Raw genomic sequence first — 20,993 nt, forward strand, 5'->3', positions numbered from 1 at the left:
GGTGTAAGGGTGTAGGGTGTGGGGTGTGGGGTGTAGCGGAGAAATCAATTCAAAATTCCTGCCTTCTGCTTCTTGCCTTCTTCCTGTCACCTGTCACCTGTCACCTGTTCCCTTTTAGGTAGAAGAATACACACACCAGATAGCAGAAATGCTACCGCACCAGCCATAGCAGCGATCGCAGTCGTGATAGTTGGGGCAAACACAGAGGCAAATACACTCATTGCTAAAGAAAAACCACCAAAATAGCTGCCAATACCTAAACCAGCCCAGCGAGGAGGCATTAATTCTAAAATAAACGGAATTACACCATTGACAATTAAACTAAAACCCGCTACTATAAATAATATAATGGGAATCTGTGCGCGCAGATAGACCATTAACAGCATTGATAAAATAGTTAAGATCACACCTCCGACCATTGCCCGACGGTTGCCGAATTTGGTAGCACAAAACCCAGCCGGTAAAGCAGCGAAAGCGAGAGCTAAACCAATCCAAACCATCATGGCTGTGATATCGTTGGTATTGAATTGGGTTTTCAGGGTTTTGCCTAAAGCATCCATGAGTAAGCGAGTACCCCAAGCGACGCTAAAACCTGTGAGAAAAATGAAAGATAAATTTTGAAAAGGGATTTTTGGTGTGTTGAGGTTTTGTAATTCTGTTGGTGTTTCTGGAGGGTGGAAAAACCGCAGAAAAAATGCTGCTGCCAGAAGTACAAAAGAGGCGATCGCAAAAGCCCAAACTGACCCTAAACTGAGAATAAAGTTATTAGCAACTCCACGAAAAGCCCCAATTAAACCACCTGCTAAAGTTACAAAACTGAATGCTAAAGGTAACTCAGCAGGCATGGAATATTTTACCAACAAGGCAAAAGCTGGAGAACGAAAGACTGTCATTGCTAATGCCCAAGCTATCAAAGTGAGAGGTAAAATACCACGTATTGCCTCAGTTGGTGGGACAAAAGTTGCTACACAGGGAATGGCAATTAACAAAGTTGATGCCAGAATTACACCAAAAGAAATGAAAGGAAAGCGCGTGCCAAATTTCTGTTGAGTTTGATCAGAAAGTCCCCCCATCAGTGGTTCCATCACCACAGCTAAAGCATTTTCCACTACCAGAATCATAGCTGCTAAAGATGCAGGAAAACCAAACTGAGTTAAAAGCTTTGGTAAATAAGCATTATAAACCAACCAAGCTAAGGTAATTGCTCCCTGCAACCCAGCTAAAACCCAAACTTGTACCCATAAAACACTTGGTTGAGATTTTGAGGTAGTCATCCGATTTTGGATTTTGGATTTTGGATTTTGGATTTTGGATTTTGGATTTTGGATTTTAGATTTCCTACGGATAGGAAAGGTAACAGGTAAGTAGAAGTTGGAAATTAATACTTTATTCTCTTTTCCCTGTTCCCTGTTCCCTGTTCCCTGTTCCCTATAATTTAATACTGAGGAACAGAAGGATCTACTTCCTGACTCCAAGCATTAATTCCACCTTTGACATTAGTTCCCACAATACCTGCTTCCTTGAGGATAGCCAGAGCTTTAGCAGAACGTCCGCCCATTTTACAATGAGCAATCAAACGGTGTCCGTTGAGTAATTCCTTCACCTGAGTCACACCATCACCATTTTCAATATCTGGTAAAGGTACTAATACAGAACCAGGAATTTTGGCAATTTCATACTCATGGGGGTTGCGTACATCCAACAGCACAAAGTCTTCTGCACCACTATCGAGTAATGCTTTCAACTCCTTGACGGTCATTTCTTGAATTTCCGTCTGTTGTTTGGCTTCTTCTGCTTTCGCTTGCGGAATACCACAGAATTCTTCGTAGTCTATCAGTTTTTCAATCACTGGACGGATGGGGTTAGGACGCAATTTCAACTCCCGGAATTTCATATCCAAAGCGTTGTAAAGCATTAAGCGTCCACTAAGAGTATTACCTTGACCAATAATAATTTTGACTGTTTCCGTAGCTTGGATAACGCCAATAATACCCGGTAAAATTCCTAGTACACCACCTTCCGCACAAGAGGGAACCATTCCTGGTGGTGGTGGTTCGGGATACAAATCACGATAGTTAGGACCACCTTCGTAGTTAAATACGGTTGCTTGTCCTTCAAAACGGAAAATAGAACCGTAAACGTTAGGTTTGTCTAACAATACGCAAGCGTCATTAACTAAATACCGAGTGGGGAAGTTATCAGTTCCATCCACAACAATATCGTAAGGACGAATGATATCTAAAGCATTTTCGGAACTGAGACGAGTTTCGTATAAATCAACCTGACAATGGGGGTTAATTTCGTGAATACGGTTTTTTGCGGATTCAATCTTGGGTTTACCTACCCAGGATGTGCCGTGAATAACTTGACGTTGCAGGTTGGAAGTATCAACCACATCAAAATCAACAATACCAATGCGACCGATACCTGCTGCTGCCAAATATAACAGCAACGGTGAACCTAGTCCACCTGTACCGATACACAATACACTAGCCGCTTTTAGGCGTTTTTGCCCTTCCAGTCCCACTTCTGGCAAGATTAAGTGGCGGGAGTAGCGTTCGTAATCATCTTTGGTCAACTGGATTTCATCCAGATTGGGATTGAGCATAGTAGTAAGATGCAGAATCTCAGAGTATTAATGCTAACTTAAAGTTGGTAAATTTATAAGTTCAATTTTTTCAGATTAAAACTGGTGGTTGTCTTCACAACTTCAGCAAGAGCAGTTTACCAGCTTTACTAATTTTTACGTATACTATTATATATGAGTATTTTGACCAAGCATATAGCAAGCAGTCTATAGTCAAATTATAGACTGCGTAAAATTTTAGATAACTGTGCTTACGGCAACAGTATAAAGCTCACTAGTGCCTGTTCGCAAGATAGATCCATCAGTCGTAATGCTAGTCAATCCTGCTAACTCTAAAAATTGGAGTCCAGCAAAGTGAGGTGAAGCCATTGAAGTTCCACTAATGGTCTTATAACCACCATCATTCCATGTCGAGAGTATATTGACTCCAGGTTGAGCATAGTCTACCAAATCGCCTGGTAGTCCGTAATTAGAGAAGCTTGCCCAAGCATCACTGCTATTGAAGGCCGCAATGGCATAGATATCATCTTGGTTTTGCGAGGCACTGGCAGGAGAAGTATTACCAGCATAGACGCTTTCATTACCCGCAGCCACTACAAACTTCAGGTTATCTCCTGCGGCACCAATTAAAGCATCGTTGAGGGCTTTGCTGTAAGATCCACCAAGGCTGAGGTTAGCTACACCTTTGATGTCGTTATTAGGATCAGCATCACTATTGAGGGTATTTACCACGTTTTTAACGTGATTTATACCAGCGATGATGCCGCTATAACGACCAGAACCATTTGAATTTAATACCTTGATAGGTACGACTGTGGCCCCAGCGGCTACACCAATGACTCCGAAAGAGTTGTCAACAGCACCAATTGTTCCAGCTACGTGAGTTCCATGACCGTTGAGGTCATCAAGAGTGCGACTATCTTGACCTCTTTTGAAGGCGTTGAAACCATAGGTTGTGTCAATATTCAGATCTGTGTGTTGTAGGTCAATACCTGTATCTAGGACGAAGGCGTAAACATTACTGATATTACTAGCATTAATGCCACCATTCACACGGTCGATACCCCAAGGAGTTTGTTGTGTGCTGGTAGCGGATATACTATTGTTGACTGTTTGGCTACTGCTATCAAAGCCGTCAATTAAGGAAACAGGACGGTCTTCTTCAATGTAAGCAATGTTGGGATTATTCCTGAGAGCGGCGATCGCTGCTTCTGGTATTTCTACAGCGAAACCCTTCAAAACACTTTCATAAATATGGGTGATATTACCACCAATTCCTGAAGCTACTCGCAAAGCTTCAGCGTTGACGTTAACAACATTTTTATTGAAAACGACGATATAAGACTTCAGATCATTGAGCTTTTGTTCTGTGTAGTTTTCTTTGATGGACTCAACATACCCAACAATACTTTTTAAGCTCAAGCTGTTCTCATTAGCAGAAGTTGAGTCGGACTTATGATCACTAAAATTTGCACCTTCCCAATTTATACCAAGGAAAACACTATTGTTTTGATTGTTGTCCAGAGAAGAATTATTAATACTCAGGTTATCAAAATTTCTCGCATTTCTAGCTACAACATCTTCAGGCTGTAAGAGTGATTCAAGGTCGTAGAGTTTGATATTACCCTTTGTGTCAGACTTGGGAGTGTTCATGAGGTTTTGATTTACTTTCTTTTAACAAGATATGTAATTATTACTATCTTGTTATAAGAAATACCATATTTGTAGTTTGATTTAATACTCTTCATTAAAAATTCATGATTTGCTGAGGGTGATCTTTATACTGTGCTGCTACTTTTTTAGAAACTGTCAGAGACTAAAAAATGCGACAAAAAAAGGTTCTGTCTCTGATATCACCCAAAGCAGAACCTTTCATCATTCATTCCCCTGCAAAGTAGGGGAAAAAGAAAATTAACTCAGTACCCAATTAACCAAAGTTCTGACACCAAAACCAGTTGCACCTGCACCGTTGTAGCCGTTTTCTTTATCTGTCCACACTGGCCCTGCCACATCTAAGTGCGCCCAAGGGGTTTCCTTGACAAACTGCTTTAGAAACAAAGCCGCAGTAATAGAACCACCATAGCGGGGTCCGGTATTTTTCATGTCAGCAATACCTGATTTCAGCCCGTCAAAATATTTGTCTTCCATCGGCATCCGCCAAATTTTTTCACCTGCTGTTTCCGAAGCCGTTTGCAGTTGGGAAGCTATGGCATCATCTTGAGTAAACAACCCGGCGATATCCTCGCCCAAAGCCACTACACAAGCACCTGTGAGGGTAGCCAAATCAACGATCGCATCTACGCCCAATTTATCAGCATAAACTAAAGCATCAGCCAAGGTTAAACGCCCTTCAGCATCGGTGTTGTTGACTTCGATTGTTTTGCCATTTGACGCGGTTAAGATGTCTCCTGGGCGCATAGCACGACCGCTAATCATGTTTTCGGTAACGGCTGATATAAAGTGAACCTCTACATCTGGTTTTAGCTGACCAATAGCCTTTGCAGCGCCGAGAGTGGCCGCAGCACCACCCATGTCAATTTTCATGGTTTCAATCCCGCTACCAACCCCTTTAATATTCAAACCACCGGAGTCAAAGGTTAAACCTTTACCAATAATGGCGAGTTTGCGTCTGGGTGTGGTGGCTGGTTTGTAGGTGAGGTGAATAAATTTAGGTGGTAAGTCAGATGCTTGGGCGACTCCTAAAAATGCACCCATGCCTAATTTTTCACAATCTTCTTTTTCCAGGATTTGCAGTTGTAACCCGTGTTCGTTAGCTATAGCTTCGGCGGTTTCTGCCATAGTTATAGGTGTAACGGCATTAGCTGGGGCTGCTACTAACTGTCTAGCCAAAATTACACCGGCAACAATTTGTTCCACACGGCTAATAGCGGCTTCTTGTCCCGCTAACCCTAGTAAATCAATAGTTTCGATTTGCGGATTTTTATCTTCTGGTTCAGATTTAAAGCGAGTATCTTGGTAAAGTGCTAATTGTATGCCTTCTGCGATCGCTTCGGCTGTAGCGGCTGGGTCATTGTTCCAGACTGGTAAACTGATGCCCAGAGTTTTGGTTTTTTGCTTTTTAGCAGTTCGAGCGATAGTGGCCGCAGCACGGCGTAAAGTTTCTAATTTCAGCGCCTCTGGTTTACCTAAACCAACGAAAATCACCTTCCGCACTGGATGAGTAGCACCTACCCGGATGACGACGGTGCTGTTTGGCTTACCTGTAAATTCTTCTTCAGCAATTATTTCTTTTAAGATTCCGGCGCTTTTCTCGTTTAGAGTTGCTAAATCGCCTGTTAACTCTACTGCATCTTCAAATAAACCAACTGCTAAAGTATCACCACTCCAGTCTAATAAAGCCTTGTCACTAGGTTGAATCGTCATTTTTGTAATGTTCTGTAAACCTTCCATCTTGTCCCAGTATTGCTCAAAATTTCCGGTATGTGGGGACTGCTGTTAAGATAATCCCTATTAGGGCTAGTAACTGAATCAAAATATCTACCTAAATCAACTCATATCTGATTAAATAGGAAGCTATCATGAGGATATGAGTAAGTTTAAACAATTTTTTGTGTGCTACTTTGTCTTTCTCGGCTAAACATCTGCGCGAAATCATCTATCTTTAAAGTTCCATCTGCTGTTAGCACAAAGGTATTTTCTCGATCTGCACCAAATTGACCGTGAGTGGCTAGGTGTACTATGTCAAATTTATCAGCATTTAGCTGTTGATTAAATATTTTACGAGTAAATTGTTGTTCAGCAATCCAATTAACAGTTACCCCTGGATTCTTAATTTCTTTGACTTCTGAATTTTATTTGTTCAGAAATTTTGAAACTTATGTTTAAATTTGCTTCTGCCTGTTTGATATCACCAGCAATCAAAAGCGCATCACCAAAACTGCGAAAACTAATTGCTTTGGTGAGAGAGTCTGGTTGTTTTTCTAGAGTAGTTGTCAATTTTTGCAGAGTAGAAATTGCTCGTTGATATAGTCCCAAAGCCTTTAATTACACTCAGTCGTCACAGATAACTTCTGTGCGTAAGTCCTGATTTGTACAGATAAATTGTAAATTATTCATAAGCAATTTGAGTCTGATTTTAGTAAGATTACGTAAATAAACCGATTGGTATATTTCCAGTATTTACCCTATGTTTGGAATAAACACATTTTGCGTAACTCAAGCTTTTTGTAGTAGGAATACCTTGTAATTTCGAGTAAGTAAAGGGTTTGGGTTGGTCTTCTTGTTGGCTGGCATATTTAAAGTTTATTTCTAATATTCCGTGGTTTTACGGAATAAGTCAAGATGTTTTATTTAATGTTTTGTATTAATTGTTTGCATTTATTAAGGAAAGTTATTTTTGATCACATAAGAACTCACATGATTAAGTTCTACACAACTTGTAATTAAGCTTTTATGTGATTATGATGTTAGCAGGGTATATTACTTGATACATCAAATAATGAAACTGATGTTAATAAACATTTATAGTCAAGTATTTTAATATCACATCCCATTCTAATTAATTAGTTTATTCAGTATGTCCCTACCCGACTACATAGACAATCAAACATACACCTTAAAAGCCGTCCTTGACACAATTATTCAGGATGAAAAACAACTTACCCTGGACATCGCTACCGGCTTTTTCCGCATCGAGGCATGGATAAACTTAGAAAATGCCATGAACCAACTTACCAGTTTACGTTTATTGATTGGACGTGATCCTGCTATTAGACCAGCAATAAGCGATCGCATAGACTTGATCGATTATTTTAAGAAAAACATCCAAGATGAGGTAGATGGTAAACCACTAAATTCTAAATATCAGGATCAAATAGAAAGAATCATAGCCTATTTGCAAAAAGATAATGTACAAGTCAGACTATTTGGCGTACATGGAGAAAAAGATCAATTCCTTCATGCTAAAGCCTATATTTTTGATAATTATAGTATTGTCGGATCATCAAATTTCACTCCAGCAGGTTTAGGAGTGAGGGAAAATACAGAGTTAAATATTGTCAATAAAATAGGTGCAGTAGCTCACGATCTCAGACATAATTGGTTTGAAAAATTATGGAATGATCCTAGTGTTGATATTGATTATAAGGCCAAGTTAATTGATGCTCTCAATGCCTCCAAATTTGGTAGTAAAGCCTATACACCCTATCAGATATTCCTCAAAGTCCTATACGAACTATTTAAAGATGAAACCATTATTAATGATATTGGTACAACCTTAGAATTAGCAAGTTTTCAGCAAGAGGGCTTTCAAAGAGCAGTCAAACTAATTGAAAGACATCGAGGTTGTATCATTGCTGATGCGGTGGGATTAGGTAAAACATTTATTGGTTTACGGTTATTGGAATATTACCTCATGAAAGAACGTAAAATAGGTAAAATTCCTCGTGCATTAGTAATTTGTCCAGCACAATTGCGAGATTTAGTGTGGCTTAAAAAACTAGATGAATTTGATATTAAAGCTGATGTTGTTTCCCATGAAGAAATTAGTCGTCAAAACTTTGATATTCACAAATATAGCCGTTATGATATTGTGGTCGTAGATGAAGCTCATAACTTTCGTAATAGTGCCACTAATCGCTATCGCAATTTATTAAAATTAGTTAGTAGTGGTAAACGTCATAAAAGATTAGCTTTATTAACAGCTACGCCTATTAATAATAGTATCTTTGACCTCTATCACCAAATTTTATTATTAACTCGTGGTAGTGAAAATTACTATTATCGGGAATGTGGTATTTACAACCTGAAAACCCATTTTAAATCATTAGCTAAAGGTGAAAAAACCAATAGTGATCTTCTATTTGAAACTGTAGTTAGACGCAGCAGACAAGACGTAATTAAAAGACAAGCAGCAGGAGAAGAAATTCGTATTAATGGTAAATTAATCAAGTTTCCTCAACGTCAATTAGAACAATTTACCTACAATTTTGAAGAGAGTTTTGCTGGACTGTATTCTGGTATTGCTAATCAAATTGATAATTTGACATTACCACCTTATAATCTCCAACGTTTTAAAAAGAAAAAGCAAAAACAAGATGAATACGAAATTAAACGTAATGATGCTTTAGTTGCTCTGCAAAAAACTTTATACTTAAAACGATTTGAAAGTTCAATAATTGCTTTTAAACGCAGTATTATCAATCAACAAGAATTTCAAAATAAGTTTTATCAAATTCTGACTCAAAAAGGTAAATTACTGGATAGTAAAAGCTTCCGTAAATTAGTATTAGCATGGGAAGATGAAGAAGAAGCTAAAACAGTTGATTATATTATTGAATCTTTGGAGGAAGTTAACACTAAAGACTATGACATCAATCAATTAGAACATCAAATTAAAGTTGATTTAGCAATCATCAATAATATTCTTAGCATTTTAAATAAAATTGAAGAATCAGCTATAGTTAACCAAGATTATGACCAGAAACTAATAGCATTTAAACATCTTGTTAAGACTCAATTATCAGGTAAAAAAATCTTGGTATTTAGCTATTTCAAAGACACAGCTAATTATTTATATGAACAACTGAAAAAAGATAACGCTTGGTTATCAGCAATCACAGTAAATGGTAAAACACCAGTGATTGAGATATTGACTGGTGATACTCCTGGTAAACAACGAGAGGAAAAAGTTAAACGTTTTTCACCTAAAGCTAATGCTGAAAATGCTCAGGAATTAACCACACTAAAACACAACCAAATTGATATTCTGATCTGCACAGACGTACTTTCAGAAGGTCAAAACCTGCAAGATGCTGGCGTATTAATTAACTATGATCTTCATTGGAATCCCGTGAGAATGATTCAAAGAGCAGGAAGAATTGACCGTTTAGGGACTGACTATGATGAATTATTTATTTACAATTGCTTCCCAGAACAAGGTTTAGAAGACTTATTAGGATTAGTTAAAAGATTGCAGAAACGTATTGCTGATATTGACAATGAGGTAGGTTTAGACGGTAGTGTATTAGGTGAAGCCATTTCTGAAAAATCCCTTGAAGAATTATACAGAATAAAAATGGCACAAACTGATGCTGATAAACAGGCAATTTTAGAGGAATTAGAACTAGCTAGTGATTTAGTTTCATTAGATGAAATGAGATTACCATTACTGGAATTTTTACAGCAAGCTAGTAAAGATATCATTGAAGATATACCCTTTGGTATTCATAGCACATTAATTAAAAATATTACTTATTCTGATATAAATGAGGGTGGTATATTCCTAGCTTTTCGTGTTGGTGATCAACATTTCTGGCACTTTTACCCACGTATTCAAGGATCGATTTGTTTAGATAAAAGTAGACTAATTAGCGATAGACACACTATTTTTAAATGGCTAAAATGTGAAGCATCTGACTTTTTAAATCCTGACAATTTACCACCAGTTCCCTTGGAACAAGAAATCTTTAGTGTTTTACCCAAAGCAGTTAATAACTTACTGACATTCTTCCAAAAACAGCAGACTGCTCAAATTATTAAACCAAAAATGACATGATTCTCGATATTTCTAAGAGCAGAAATATTGGACTACTGCATATGCAACAAGTACCAGGCGCTCAAGCAAAACAAGCATCTGAAATGCTGGAATCTTGGTTGAAAACTAAGAATGCTCCGCAAGCAAATTCAGAAGAAGATATTCGTAAAATTCTGAGCAGTCTAGGTTTTAATATAGGAAATATCAATATCAAACAAAAAGATAATTACACTTGGATTGATATTACTACTAAACCAATTCAAGAGAAAAATAGTTGTCCTGTTCCCGCTTTTGGTTCAAAGGCAAACGGTAACTATCGTATTCTCTGTGTCTGGCATAGGCCATCAGAAGAAGAAATTCTCAATGCTATTGGGGATACGTCTCATGGTTGCCCAGTTCTTGTGTTCCATTTTGGACGAATGACAGAAAAAAAACGCAGAGACTTAGCTCGTTTGAGTCGGGAGCGTCGCCGCACTTTTATTGTCATAGATGATATTGTTATGTTGTATCTGTGCGGAGAAAGAGGGGTACGTTTACCAATATTATTTGACTGTACCTTACCCTTCACTTTTTTAGAACCTTATACCACTACAGCAAGTGAGTTTGTTCCTGAGATGTTTTATGGGCGGGAACAAGAACGGCAATCCATAATTGACCCAATGGGATCTTGTTTAATTTATGGAGGACGGCAATTAGGTAAAACAGTTTTACTGCGTTACGTTCAGAGAGATTTTAACGCTCTCAATCAGGAATATAGAGCAGGATTTTTAGATATTAAACAAGTTGGAGCAGAAAAGCCACTAGATGAAATTTGGTCTTGTATTATTAGTAAATTGGAGGAAATGAATATCTTCGATGCCAAGCGGCGTAATCTTCCCAACTCCAAAACTTTACAGCAAATTAAAAGCTGGTTAGAACTGAACAACCAAAGACACATTTTACTGTTGTTGGATGAGGCAGATAATTTTTTGGAAGCAGACAGCAAAGAAGGTTTTCCTCGATGCGATGAATTGAGAAGATTAATGTTGGAGACAAACCGACGTTTTAAAGTAGTTTTCGCTGGATTACATAACGTGCTGCGAACCACAAAACAAGTCAACCATCCTTTGGCTCACTTTGGCACTCCCATTTGTATTGGACCATTGTTAAAGAATGGCGAAATGCGAGAAGCAAGAGCTTTAATTGAACGACCATTTGCCAGCGTAGGTTATCGCTTTGAATCTCCTGATTTGGTAACACGAATTCTCTCTCAAACTAACTATTATCCCAGCCTCATACAGCTTTATTGTCAACAACTTCTCAAGCACGTTACCAACCCTGATGTTGCAAATTTCAATACTAAAGATAGTCCACCATATCTAATTACTTCGCAGCAAGTTGATGATGCTTACAATAATCAAGACTTGCGTAAAGCTATCCTAGATCGATTTCTGTTGACTTTACAACTAGATCAGCGATACGCAGTAATTGCTTATGCCATTGCCTTCAGTTCTATCAACAGTGACAAAGGAATGGTAAAGGGATTTAATGTTTCTTGGATTAGAAATGAAGTGCTTACTTGGTGGTACGAAGGTTTCCAAGGTTTATCATTAGATGAAATTCAAGTTTTGCTAGAAGAAATGGAGGGATTAGGGGTTTTACGTAGAACTAATACAGGTGGTTTCACCTTGAGAAGTCGCAATGTATTGTTGTTAATGGGAACTCAGGAGGAAATTGAAGCCACACTTTTACAACATCGGGAATTACCTCTAGAATATGAGCCTTCTAATTTTCGTTCAGTTATTGGTATCAAGGACAATTTTCAGCGCAGTCCCTTAACCGCCCAACAGGAATCAAAACTGTTATCTCCTGAAAATGGAGTCTCTATTATATCTGGAACTTTAGCAGCAGGACTTGAAGATTTAAACCCTTATTTAGAATCGGTTCTGAGTCAAAAAAAGGAATATTCCTATCATTATTGGGAGGATATTTTATCTCAAGAACATTTTTTTCAGCGTCTAAAAGAGCAAATAGATATAGATAAGCGACGCAAATATGATATAACCGTTATTGTTGTATCTGCAATTTGCTCATGGAATCAGCATTGGGTTCAGGACGCAAGAAAGCAAGTTAGAAGGTTAACATCTCAAACTTCTTTTGTGCAGGTAGTTTTTGTGGCTAATCCTCAAAATTTGTGGCAATTATTAAACAATAAAAACACTGAGTCTAATGACCTGAATAGTCTAACTAATTTGACTTTAAAACCTTGGCATGATGTTACACTACGACAATGGCTAGAAGATTGTAATTATCCGAGTGATAAAGAATCCCGTGCAAAAATTAGCGCCGTGACGGGAAATTGGCCAGCACTTATTTACAGCTTTTATCACCATTCTCAATCTCATGTACACAAATGGGAACTTCATCTACAAGGATTAAAAGAATCGTTCAATGATTGGCAAGAAGCAAGAGAATTTATTACTGTACAATTAGGAATTGACCGCTACGAACAAAAGAAGGTATTACGAGCTTTAGCTGATTGGTGTCAAACTCCTGAAGATAGCATTTCTACTGATGACTTAGTAGTTTATTTCGACAAAGATATTCAACCAGATATTGTGAGAAAAGTGTTGCTTTGGGCAGACTTACTAAATTTAGTAATTCCTGTACGTAAGAAACAAGAACATCAAGAATACTGGTGTATTGCACCAGTTGTTGGTCGGCTACTCAAAGCTATGGAAAATTAATATCCATCAGCATTGATTTATTGATAAAGGCATTGAACCCATGTCATTTATTATTTGTCTAATTTAACTTCCAGATTTTAAAGCATCCAAAGCTAAATTTAATTTCAAAACATTCACTCCCGGTTCACCAAAAATCCCAAGAAAGCGTTTATCTGTATTTTGATTAATTAAGGTTTCCAGTTGTTGTTCTTGAACTCCCCTAGCTTTTGCAACTCTATTAATTTGTGCCTTAGCTGCTTCTGGAGTAATGTGAGGATCAAGACTAGAACCAGAAGTATAAACTAAATCTGCTGTTTGTAACCGTTGAAAACCATCTTTACCTTTGATGCGTTCTATTAACGCTACATTACTAGGAGCTAAATTACTCGCACCAGATACACCTGTTTTCAAAACACCAGCCTCATCTTTTTTCGGGTCTGCTGTACTATAATTAGTAGTGCTAGGACGACTATTAAAATAGCGTTCGGAAGTAAAAGGTTGACCAATTAAACTAGAGCCAATAACTTGCCCTTGACTATTGGTAATTAAACTACCATTCGCTTGATAAGGTAATAAAAGTTGTCCAAAAATAATCATCATAAATGGATAAATTAATCCGCCAATTAGCCAAGTGATTAAGGTAGCACGAATAGCGCGTTTAGCATCTGTAGTCAAACTCATTAGAATTTCTCCGGTTGAAACATGACAAAAAACAAATAAATAGACAGACTTAAAGTAGCTATTCCTAAAAGTCCTAAAGCCCAAGCTTGAGAACGAGAAAATTGTTCAGATGTCGCAGCATAAACCATTGGTACAACTATTAAGTTGCTAGATGTTGCTAAGAATAAATAAATGGGGAGTTTTTGTTTGGTCATAGATTTTGAATTTTTCTGTAATTCTCTTTTCTGTCACCTGTCACCTGTCACCTGTCACCTACGATAGCGGAAGAATGACATCAATTATTTTGATGGCGATAAAAGGTGCAATAATACCACCAACACCATAAATAAAGATGTTGCGTTTTAATAATTGATCTGCTGTTAAAGGTAAAAATTTTACGCCTTTGAGTGCAACGGGAATAAGTGCAGGAATAATTAAAGCGTTATAAATTAAAGCTGAAACTATGGCAGATTGGGCGCTTTTTAAGCCCATAATGTTTAAAGCATCAATCCCAGCAGCACCGAAAATAGTGGGAATAATAGCGAAATATTTGGCGATATCATTGGCAATAGAAAATGTTGTTAAAGCCCCACGAGTAATTAGTAATTGTTTACCAATAGTGACTAAATCAATTAATTTTGTGGGGTCAGAATCTAAATCCACCATATTAGCAGCTTCCTTTGCTGCTTGTGTTCCTGAATTCATCGCTACACCCACATTTGCTTGTGCTAAAGCTGGTGCATCATTAGTACCATCTCCTGTCATCGCCACTAATTTACCTTGAGATTGTTCGGCACGAATTACACTAATTTTATCTTCTGGTGTGGCTTCGGCAATAAAATCATCAACTCCCGCTTCTTTGGCAATTACACTAGCTGTAATGCGATTATCTCCAGTGAGCATAATTGTTTTTACGCCCATTCTTCGCAGTTGTTCAAATCGTTCTTTTAGTCCAGGTTTGACAATATCTTTGAGATAAATAACACCATAAATTTGGTCATTTAAACAAACTGCTAACGGTGTACCTCCTAATAAAGAAACCTTTTCATAAGCTGTGTCTAATTCTTGGGGAATTTGTCCACCACGAGAACGCACAAAACCCTTAATTGCCTCTACTGATCCTTTTCTGATTTCATCACCATCAGATAAATTAGTACCACTCATTCGAGTTTTCGCTGAAAATTCTACACCTTCTGCGGAGTTAATATCAAAATCTGTTTTTAGCTGATATTTTTCTGCTAACTTAACAATTGACCTACCTTCTGGTGTTTCATCAAAAATACTACCATTTCTGGCGATTCTAGCTACATCTTCAACAGAGTAATTATTCACAGGAATAAATTCATCAGCCATGCGATTTCCTAAAGTAATAGTTCCTGTTTTATCTAAAACTAAGGTATTAATATCGCCACAAGCTTCTACTGCTCTTCCAGAAGTAGCAATCACATTAAATTGGGCTACTCTATCCATACCTGCAATACCAATCGCACTCAACAAACCACCAATTGTTGTGGGAATTAAAGCTACTAACAGCGAAATTAAAACGGCGATACTTGCACCAGCCCCTAAACTATTACCTGCATTTTCACCAAATACTGTAGTAATAAAATTGGCGATATAACCAGCAAAAGGGGGAATGGTAGAAACTACAATTAAAAATACCTGGGTGAGAACTGCTAACAGTACAGTTAAAGCAATTTCATTCGGTGTTTTACTACGTTTTGCCCCTTCTACTAAGGAAATCATTCTATCAATAAAACCTTGACCGGGATCAGCTGTAATCCGAATAGTTAACTCGTCCGAAAGTAAGCGTGTCCCACCTGTAACTGAACTGGCAATATCTGTCCCTGGTTGTTTAAGAACTGGTGCAGATTCTCCGGTAATTGCTGATTCATCAACTGAACCAACACCTTGAATAACTTCTCCATCAGCAGGAATCATATCACCTGCAATGATTTTCACTAAATCCCCTCTTCGCAAGTTTGTAGAACTGGTTTGTTCAATTTCTCCACTGGGTAAAATTTTTCGGGCTATGGTATCAGAACGAGTTGCTTTTAAGGTATCTGCTTGGGCTTTTCCTCTTCCTTCTGCTACGGCTTCAGCAAAATTGGCAAATACAACTGTGAAAAATAAAATCAAAGTAATTACGCCATTTAACAACCTTTGTTGATTAATATCAGCTTTAACTGTACCGAATAAATTGGGGTCAAGTGTAACTAAAAAAGTGACTATTGTTCCTACCCAAACAATAAACATGACTGGGTTTCTAACAGAAATTCGAGGATCAAGTTTGATAAATGATTCACGAATTGCTCTTTGATAAAGTCCCCGCATATTTGCTTTTGGTGTGTGTTTGCGGGAGTCACGAGTTCCTTGAGGAAGACGAGGATTATTTGTCATTCGATTTTAGATTTTGGATTAACTTGATTGTGTGAAGTTTGAATTTTTACCCTATGCCTTTTGCTATCCAGAATGCTTCACCAATGGGACCAAAAGCTAGAACTGGAAAAAATGTCAGTGCGCCCAAAATGATAATTACTCCAGCAGTCACGCTGGTAAATAATCCCGTATCTGTACGTAGTGTCCCGGTGGTAAAGGGTACGGCTGGTTTACGAGATATGCTGTCTGCAAGTAAAAGTAAGCCGATGATGGGGATATAACGCCCTGCTAGCAGACTGAAACTGGTACTCAAATTCCACCACAAGGCGGTAATTGTGGGTTTTGCTCCCATAGCTATGGCTAAAGGTGCTGGTTGGGAGTCTCCTAAACCTTCAAGTCCAGAACCGTTGTTAGCTGCGGCTGAGGTATATTCATAAAGCACTTGTGCAAAACCATGAAAACCAGGGTTACTTATTCCTGCTAATTGTTCGGGAAAAGCTAAAGTAATAGCGGCTGGTATCATGATGGCGATAGGATGTACTAAAAGAATTAAAAAACTGGCGAGTACAACTTCACGTTTTTCGATTTTTCGCCCTAGAAATTCTGGTGTTCTACCTACCATTAAACCTGTAGCAAATACTGTGAGAATTAAGTAAGCAAATAAATAGGCTGTCCCTGTTCCTTGTCCTCCCCAAATTATTTGTAGAAACATATTGGCAAAGGTAACAAAACCGCCGTTGGGCATAAATGAGTCAATTAAACTATTAATTGCTCCGCACATTGTCGCTGTTGTGCTAACTGTAAATAAGGTAGATTGCGCCCAACCAAATCTAATTTCTTTGCCTTCTAAGTTCGGTTGTGTACTTCCTAAGATGGCGTTAATGGCTGGGTTGCCGTTATATTCTCCTATGGCGGTGATAATAATAAAGATGATGAAAATTATCCCTACCATGCTGTAAACTAACCAGGCTTGTTTGCGGTTATTGGCAAATATGCCATAGGTGTAAATTAGGGATGTGGGAATTGACAGCATGGCGATAATTTCAATTAAGTTAGAAAATCCGTTGGGGTTTTCTAATGGATGGGCTGAGTTAATAGCGAAAAATCCACCACCGTTTTCTCCTAGTTCTTTGATGATTTCAAAATGGGCAACTGGTCCGCGAGCGATCGCTTGACTAATGTTAGGATTTTCTAAGGTGGGAAATACTGCTGGTGCTGCTAATGTTTCTGGAACTCCCGCTATCATTAATAAAATCGCACCAATAATACTAATTGGTAATAATATGCGAGTAATTGAGCGAATTAAATCTACATAAAAATTGCCTAATGGTCTTCCTGTTAATCCCCGAATAAATGCTATTCCTACTGCTAATCCTGTAGCAGCGGAAGTGAACATTAAATAGCCAAGTCCCCAAATTTGACTACCATAACTTAAATAGGTTTCTCCTGAATAATGTTGTTGGTTAGTATTAGTAATAAATGAGATTGTTGTATGTAAGGCTGTGTCCCATGTCATACTTCCTATTTTTGTGGGGTTGAGAGGTAGCCATGCTTGGTTGATGAGGATGAAAAATATTAAACATCCCATGACGATGTTGCTATACAATATAGCTTTAGCATATTGCCAACCAGTCATATCTTGTTGATTGGAAATACCAATGAGATTGTAAATTAATCTCTCAATTTTGTTAAAAATAGGGTCGAGAATTGTACTCTGTTGTTGGTAGACTTGCGCCATGTATCTGCCAAAAATGGATGTGCTTCCCAAGACTATGACTAGAGTTAAGGCTATTTGTATCGATCCTTCAATCATGGTTTTAATCTACGAATATAATTTGTTTAACTGAGTAATTTATATAATTCATTGCTTGGTTGTGAAAAACAAGGATTAGACAGGTATATTTTGATGTTTATTTTTTCTATATCTGGCGTTTATGGTGTTTATTTTTTTCTAAACGATATAACCGCAGATGCACGCAGATAAACACAGATAAAGATGGAATGAATAGATTTTGGGTTGCTGTTTAGTCTTATATATTGTTATTATCTTGATATTTATCCAGTAAAATCATGAAAGTTTTGGCTGTTTTGACTATATTAACCATAATTATTATCCTGGAATTTTCTACTCCCCAAGAATATGTATTTGGATATCTTTATACGGGAGCAATTTTATTGGTAAGTTATTGGTTCGGGCGAATTTTTACTCTACAAATAACTATCATTTCTGTATTTTTAACTTTATTAAATATAGTTTTTCCTGGAAGTGAGTTAATCAACTTTTCCAGTATTGCTAATCGAGTAATTGCTGTTATATCTTTAATAATTTCCGGTTTTTTAAGTGATAGATTACATCGTTATCACGATGCTATTGTACAGCAGCAATTAATGTTAGACTCACAAGCACAATTAGCCAGAATTAGAGAAGATTTTGTTTCTACTCTTACCCATGACTTAAAAACTCCACTGTTAGGAGCAATAGAAACTATCAAGGCTTTTCAGCAAGAAAAATTTGGTGCTGTTTCACCACGTCAGCAAGATGTTTTAGCAACAATGGTACGCAGTCATTCCAATTCTTTACAACTTTTAGAAACTTTGTTAGATGTCTATCGCAATGATACAGAAGGTATTCAATTAAATTTAGCTCCTGTAGATTTAACAATTTTAGCTGAAGATGTAACTTCTACTTTGACTGAATTAGCCGCAAATCGTCGTATTCATCTCTCATGTAGTTATGCTGATTCAGATTGGAAACAATCACTATGGGTAAATGGTGATGCTTTACAATTACAACGAGTGATTAGTAATCTTTTAATTAATGCTATTAATCACTCCCGTCGTGGTGAGCGTGTAGAAATTATCTTAGAATCAACTACTTCTTACCAAATTGTCAAAATTTTAGATACCGGTGCTGGTATTCAACCAGAGGAGTTTTTTCACCTATTCTCAAGATTTTATCAAGGTAATACCCAACGTCAAGGAAAAGGATTTGGGTTAGGTCTTTATTTATCTCGGCAAATTATTGAAGCTCATGGTGGTATAATTTGGGCAGAGAATAGATTGCCTAAAGGTGCTATTTTTGCTTTTAAGCTTCCTATTCTATTATATCAGGTGACAGGTGACAGGTGACAGGTGACAGGTGAAAGGGAATTTTAGATTTTAGATTTTAGATTTTAGATTAAAAAATTTGGTATGAATCCGGAGTCCTTCAGGATGGAAAAATACTCGCTGCGCTGCGTAGGCTTCGCTAACATCAATCCAAAATCGAGTGACAGGTGACAGGTGGCAGGTAAAAAAAATTGAAAATCCTTGTTTATCTAAGTTTTGTAAAATCATCATTGTATGAAAATACTTTTAGTTGAAGATGATGAATTGTTTCGTTTAGGGTTGCACGTGCGACTACAACAAGAAACAGGATTAGAAATTATTGCTGAGGCTGAAGATGGGGAAACTGCTATTGAGTTGATGAAACAACATTCTGTAGATGTGGTAATTTTAGATGTGGGATTACCAGGTATAGGAGGTATTGAAACTTGCCGGCAAATTAAGTTACAATTTCCCAAATTACCAGTTTTGATTCTCACTTCCCACTCTCAAAAATCTCTCATTTCTCAGTTGATTTCTGTTGGCGCTCAAGGTTATTGTCTGAAAGGTATTGCAGCAGAAAAATTGGTTTTGGCTTTGCGTTCTGTTGCTGCTGGTGCTTCGTGGTGGGATGAAACCGCAACTCAAGAAATTCGTTCTGTTTATAGTGGAGAAAGGTGTCAATATCAGTCAGAAAATATCGTCAGTCTTCCTCATCCTCTCACTCATCGAGAGTTAGAAATTCTCTCTTTAGTTGCAGTCGGGAAAACTAATCAAGAAATTGCAAATTCACTATATATTACACCTGGAACTGTGCGTGTTCATGTTCATGCCATTTTACAAAAGTTAGATGTGAGCGATCGCACTCAAGCTGTAACTGTGGCTTTACAGAAAGGTTTAATTAACTGTGTATAAAAAATAATTTACACTTTTTCACAATGACCGAAATCACTGAACAAAGATTAGTTACTTATAATCAACCACGTTCGCAAAGCGTCCCGTAGGGATAGACACGAAGGAAGCGAAGAAAGAAATACAAGATCAAAAAATTCGGCGCAAGCTCATAAAGAAATGGTATTAAATTCTATGAGCATAATTGTATTTTACAGTTTCTACAAATTGATGATCTTTCAAAATCTTATATAAATTCACATCTTCCTCTAATAAGCAAGCATGACCACTATCAGGTAAAATTAACTTCTGAGAATTAAGTAAAATATTCTCTAAACGTTCCACCTCACTCAAAGACGGTAATAAGAGATCGCTTCCCCCAGCAATCAGTAAAACCTCTTGCTTTAGTTGTTGCAATTTTTCCTCTTCAATATAAAACTCTCGCAATAACGACAAACGCCAATTTACTGTTTCTGCGGGTATAGAACGCATAGTTTTCAGCAATTCATGGCGATCGCTACTAGACATCCGTGATAACGATGCCAAAAATGGTAACAATGCCAATGCACCGATATCATAAAACCATGATGGCACTAAATCTGTTAGTTGAGATAAGGAGTTAAGCCAAGGCCGCAGTTGGAAAGATGAAGCGGGATTAATTAAAATTATACGTTTAAATAAATGTGGTGATTTGGTAGCGACGCTCATTGCCAAACAACCACCAAAGGATTCACCACACAAATAAACTGGACGATGACAACTTCTTTCCAATTCTGCGTGAATCAAGTCTAAAACATTCCTGGTTAGCACCTCCCAAGTGGTGAGGTCTTTTCTGGGGATGGCTAAACAACGGACATCAAAACCCAGTTCTAAGCCAGCAGTTTGCGATCGCAACAATTGACCAGTTCCATCCATTCCCGGTAAATAGACGAATAGGGGATACTCTGGTTGTACTCTTTTGGGAGTCAGGAAACAAGGTTTAAGTTCAATGTCTGCCATTTTACCGTATTTTCATCTATTTGACCTTGTTTAACTCTACCGCTTCAGAGCCAATCATGGGGAAGATAGGTGACAGATTACAGGTGACAGGTGACAGGTGACAGGTGACAGGTGACAGAAATAAAATCCTTTTCCCCTACACCCCACACCCCACACCCTACACCCCACACCCTACACCCAGCCCGGATGATAA

At 37.8% G+C, this 20,993-nt stretch carries 15 protein-coding genes; 4 read left to right on the top strand and 11 right to left on the bottom strand.

Annotated features, from left to right (window positions below):
- Positions 1–86: 86 nt before the first annotated feature.
- The 6 genes from A0J48_RS13775 to A0J48_RS13800 form a co-directional block, all read right to left on the bottom strand.
- Positions 87–1,274, bottom strand: coding sequence for an MFS transporter (locus A0J48_RS13775; protein WP_200323907.1), 1,188 nt, complete (start codon positions 1,272–1,274; stop codon positions 87–89).
- A 161-nt stretch (positions 1,275–1,435) separates the two neighbouring features.
- On the bottom strand, positions 1,436–2,608 hold the full coding sequence (gene moeB / locus A0J48_RS13780) for a molybdopterin-synthase adenylyltransferase MoeB (RefSeq protein ID WP_200323909.1): 1,173 nt from the start codon (positions 2,606–2,608) through the stop codon (positions 1,436–1,438).
- Positions 2,609–2,824: 216 nt separating this feature from the next.
- On the bottom strand, positions 2,825–4,240 hold the full coding sequence (locus tag A0J48_RS13785; protein ID WP_200323910.1) for a S8 family serine peptidase: 1,416 nt from the start codon (positions 4,238–4,240) through the stop codon (positions 2,825–2,827).
- 258 nt (positions 4,241–4,498) lie between these two features.
- Positions 4,499–5,971 carry a leucyl aminopeptidase gene (locus A0J48_RS13790; RefSeq protein ID WP_200323911.1) on the bottom strand — a complete coding sequence of 491 codons (1,473 nt, stop codon included), beginning with the start codon at positions 5,969–5,971 and terminating at the stop codon, positions 4,499–4,501.
- 173 nt (positions 5,972–6,144) lie between these two features.
- On the bottom strand, positions 6,145–6,381 hold the full coding sequence (locus A0J48_RS27005; protein ID WP_200323925.1) for a CHAT domain-containing protein: 237 nt from the start codon (positions 6,379–6,381) through the stop codon (positions 6,145–6,147).
- On the bottom strand, positions 6,377–6,583 hold the full coding sequence (locus tag A0J48_RS13800; protein ID WP_200323912.1) for a hypothetical protein: 207 nt from the start codon (positions 6,581–6,583) through the stop codon (positions 6,377–6,379). The genes A0J48_RS27005 and A0J48_RS13800 overlap by 5 nt, the downstream gene beginning before the upstream one ends.
- A gap of 541 nt (positions 6,584–7,124) precedes the next feature.
- Between A0J48_RS13800 and A0J48_RS13805 the strand changes: the two genes are divergently transcribed.
- On the top strand, positions 7,125–10,103 hold the full coding sequence (locus A0J48_RS13805) for a helicase-related protein (RefSeq protein WP_200323913.1): 2,979 nt from the start codon (positions 7,125–7,127) through the stop codon (positions 10,101–10,103).
- Between the two features lie 41 nt (positions 10,104–10,144).
- Positions 10,145–12,808, top strand: a complete 2,664-nt coding sequence (locus tag A0J48_RS13810; RefSeq protein ID WP_200323914.1) for an ATP-binding protein — start codon at positions 10,145–10,147, stop codon at positions 12,806–12,808.
- A gap of 63 nt (positions 12,809–12,871) precedes the next feature.
- Here A0J48_RS13810 and kdpC read toward each other — a convergent pair whose 3' ends face one another.
- Genes kdpC through kdpA form a run of 4 tightly spaced genes read right to left on the bottom strand, consistent with a single transcriptional unit; the run spans position 12,872 to position 17,639 of the window.
- Entirely contained in the window at positions 12,872–13,468 is a 597-nt protein-coding gene (gene kdpC / locus A0J48_RS13815; protein WP_200323915.1) for a K(+)-transporting ATPase subunit C, read from the bottom strand.
- A complete protein-coding gene (locus tag A0J48_RS13820; RefSeq protein ID WP_200323917.1) occupies positions 13,468–13,662 on the bottom strand; it encodes a potassium-transporting ATPase subunit F in 195 nt (64 codons plus the stop codon). Before A0J48_RS13820 ends, kdpC begins: the two co-directional genes overlap by 1 nt.
- Positions 13,663–13,720: 58 nt before the next feature.
- The gene (gene kdpB, locus A0J48_RS13825; RefSeq protein ID WP_200323919.1) at positions 13,721–15,847 is read right to left on the bottom strand and encodes a potassium-transporting ATPase subunit KdpB; all 2,127 of its coding nucleotides are present in this window, start codon (positions 15,845–15,847) and stop codon (positions 13,721–13,723) included.
- A 46-nt stretch (positions 15,848–15,893) separates the two neighbouring features.
- Entirely contained in the window at positions 15,894–17,639 is a 1,746-nt protein-coding gene (kdpA, locus tag A0J48_RS13830; RefSeq protein ID WP_200323921.1) for a potassium-transporting ATPase subunit KdpA, read from the bottom strand.
- 257 nt (positions 17,640–17,896) lie between these two features.
- On the opposite strand from kdpA, the gene A0J48_RS13835 reads away from it, so the two are divergent.
- Entirely contained in the window at positions 17,897–18,955 is a 1,059-nt protein-coding gene (locus tag A0J48_RS13835; RefSeq protein ID WP_200323922.1) for a sensor histidine kinase, read from the top strand.
- Between the two features lie 213 nt (positions 18,956–19,168).
- A complete protein-coding gene (locus tag A0J48_RS13840; RefSeq protein ID WP_200323923.1) occupies positions 19,169–19,825 on the top strand; it encodes a response regulator transcription factor in 657 nt (218 codons plus the stop codon).
- Positions 19,826–19,987: 162 nt separating this feature from the next.
- Here the strand turns inward: A0J48_RS13840 and A0J48_RS13845 are convergent, their stop codons facing one another.
- Complete coding sequence (locus A0J48_RS13845) at positions 19,988–20,800, bottom strand: alpha/beta fold hydrolase (RefSeq protein WP_200323924.1); 813 nt, start codon at positions 20,798–20,800, stop codon at positions 19,988–19,990.
- Between the last annotated feature and the right edge of the window lie 193 nt (positions 20,801–20,993).

Source organism: Sphaerospermopsis aphanizomenoides BCCUSP55 (assembly GCF_001586785.1).
In the GTDB taxonomy this organism is placed as follows: domain Bacteria; phylum Cyanobacteriota; class Cyanobacteriia; order Cyanobacteriales; family Nostocaceae; genus Sphaerospermopsis_A; species Sphaerospermopsis_A aphanizomenoides_A.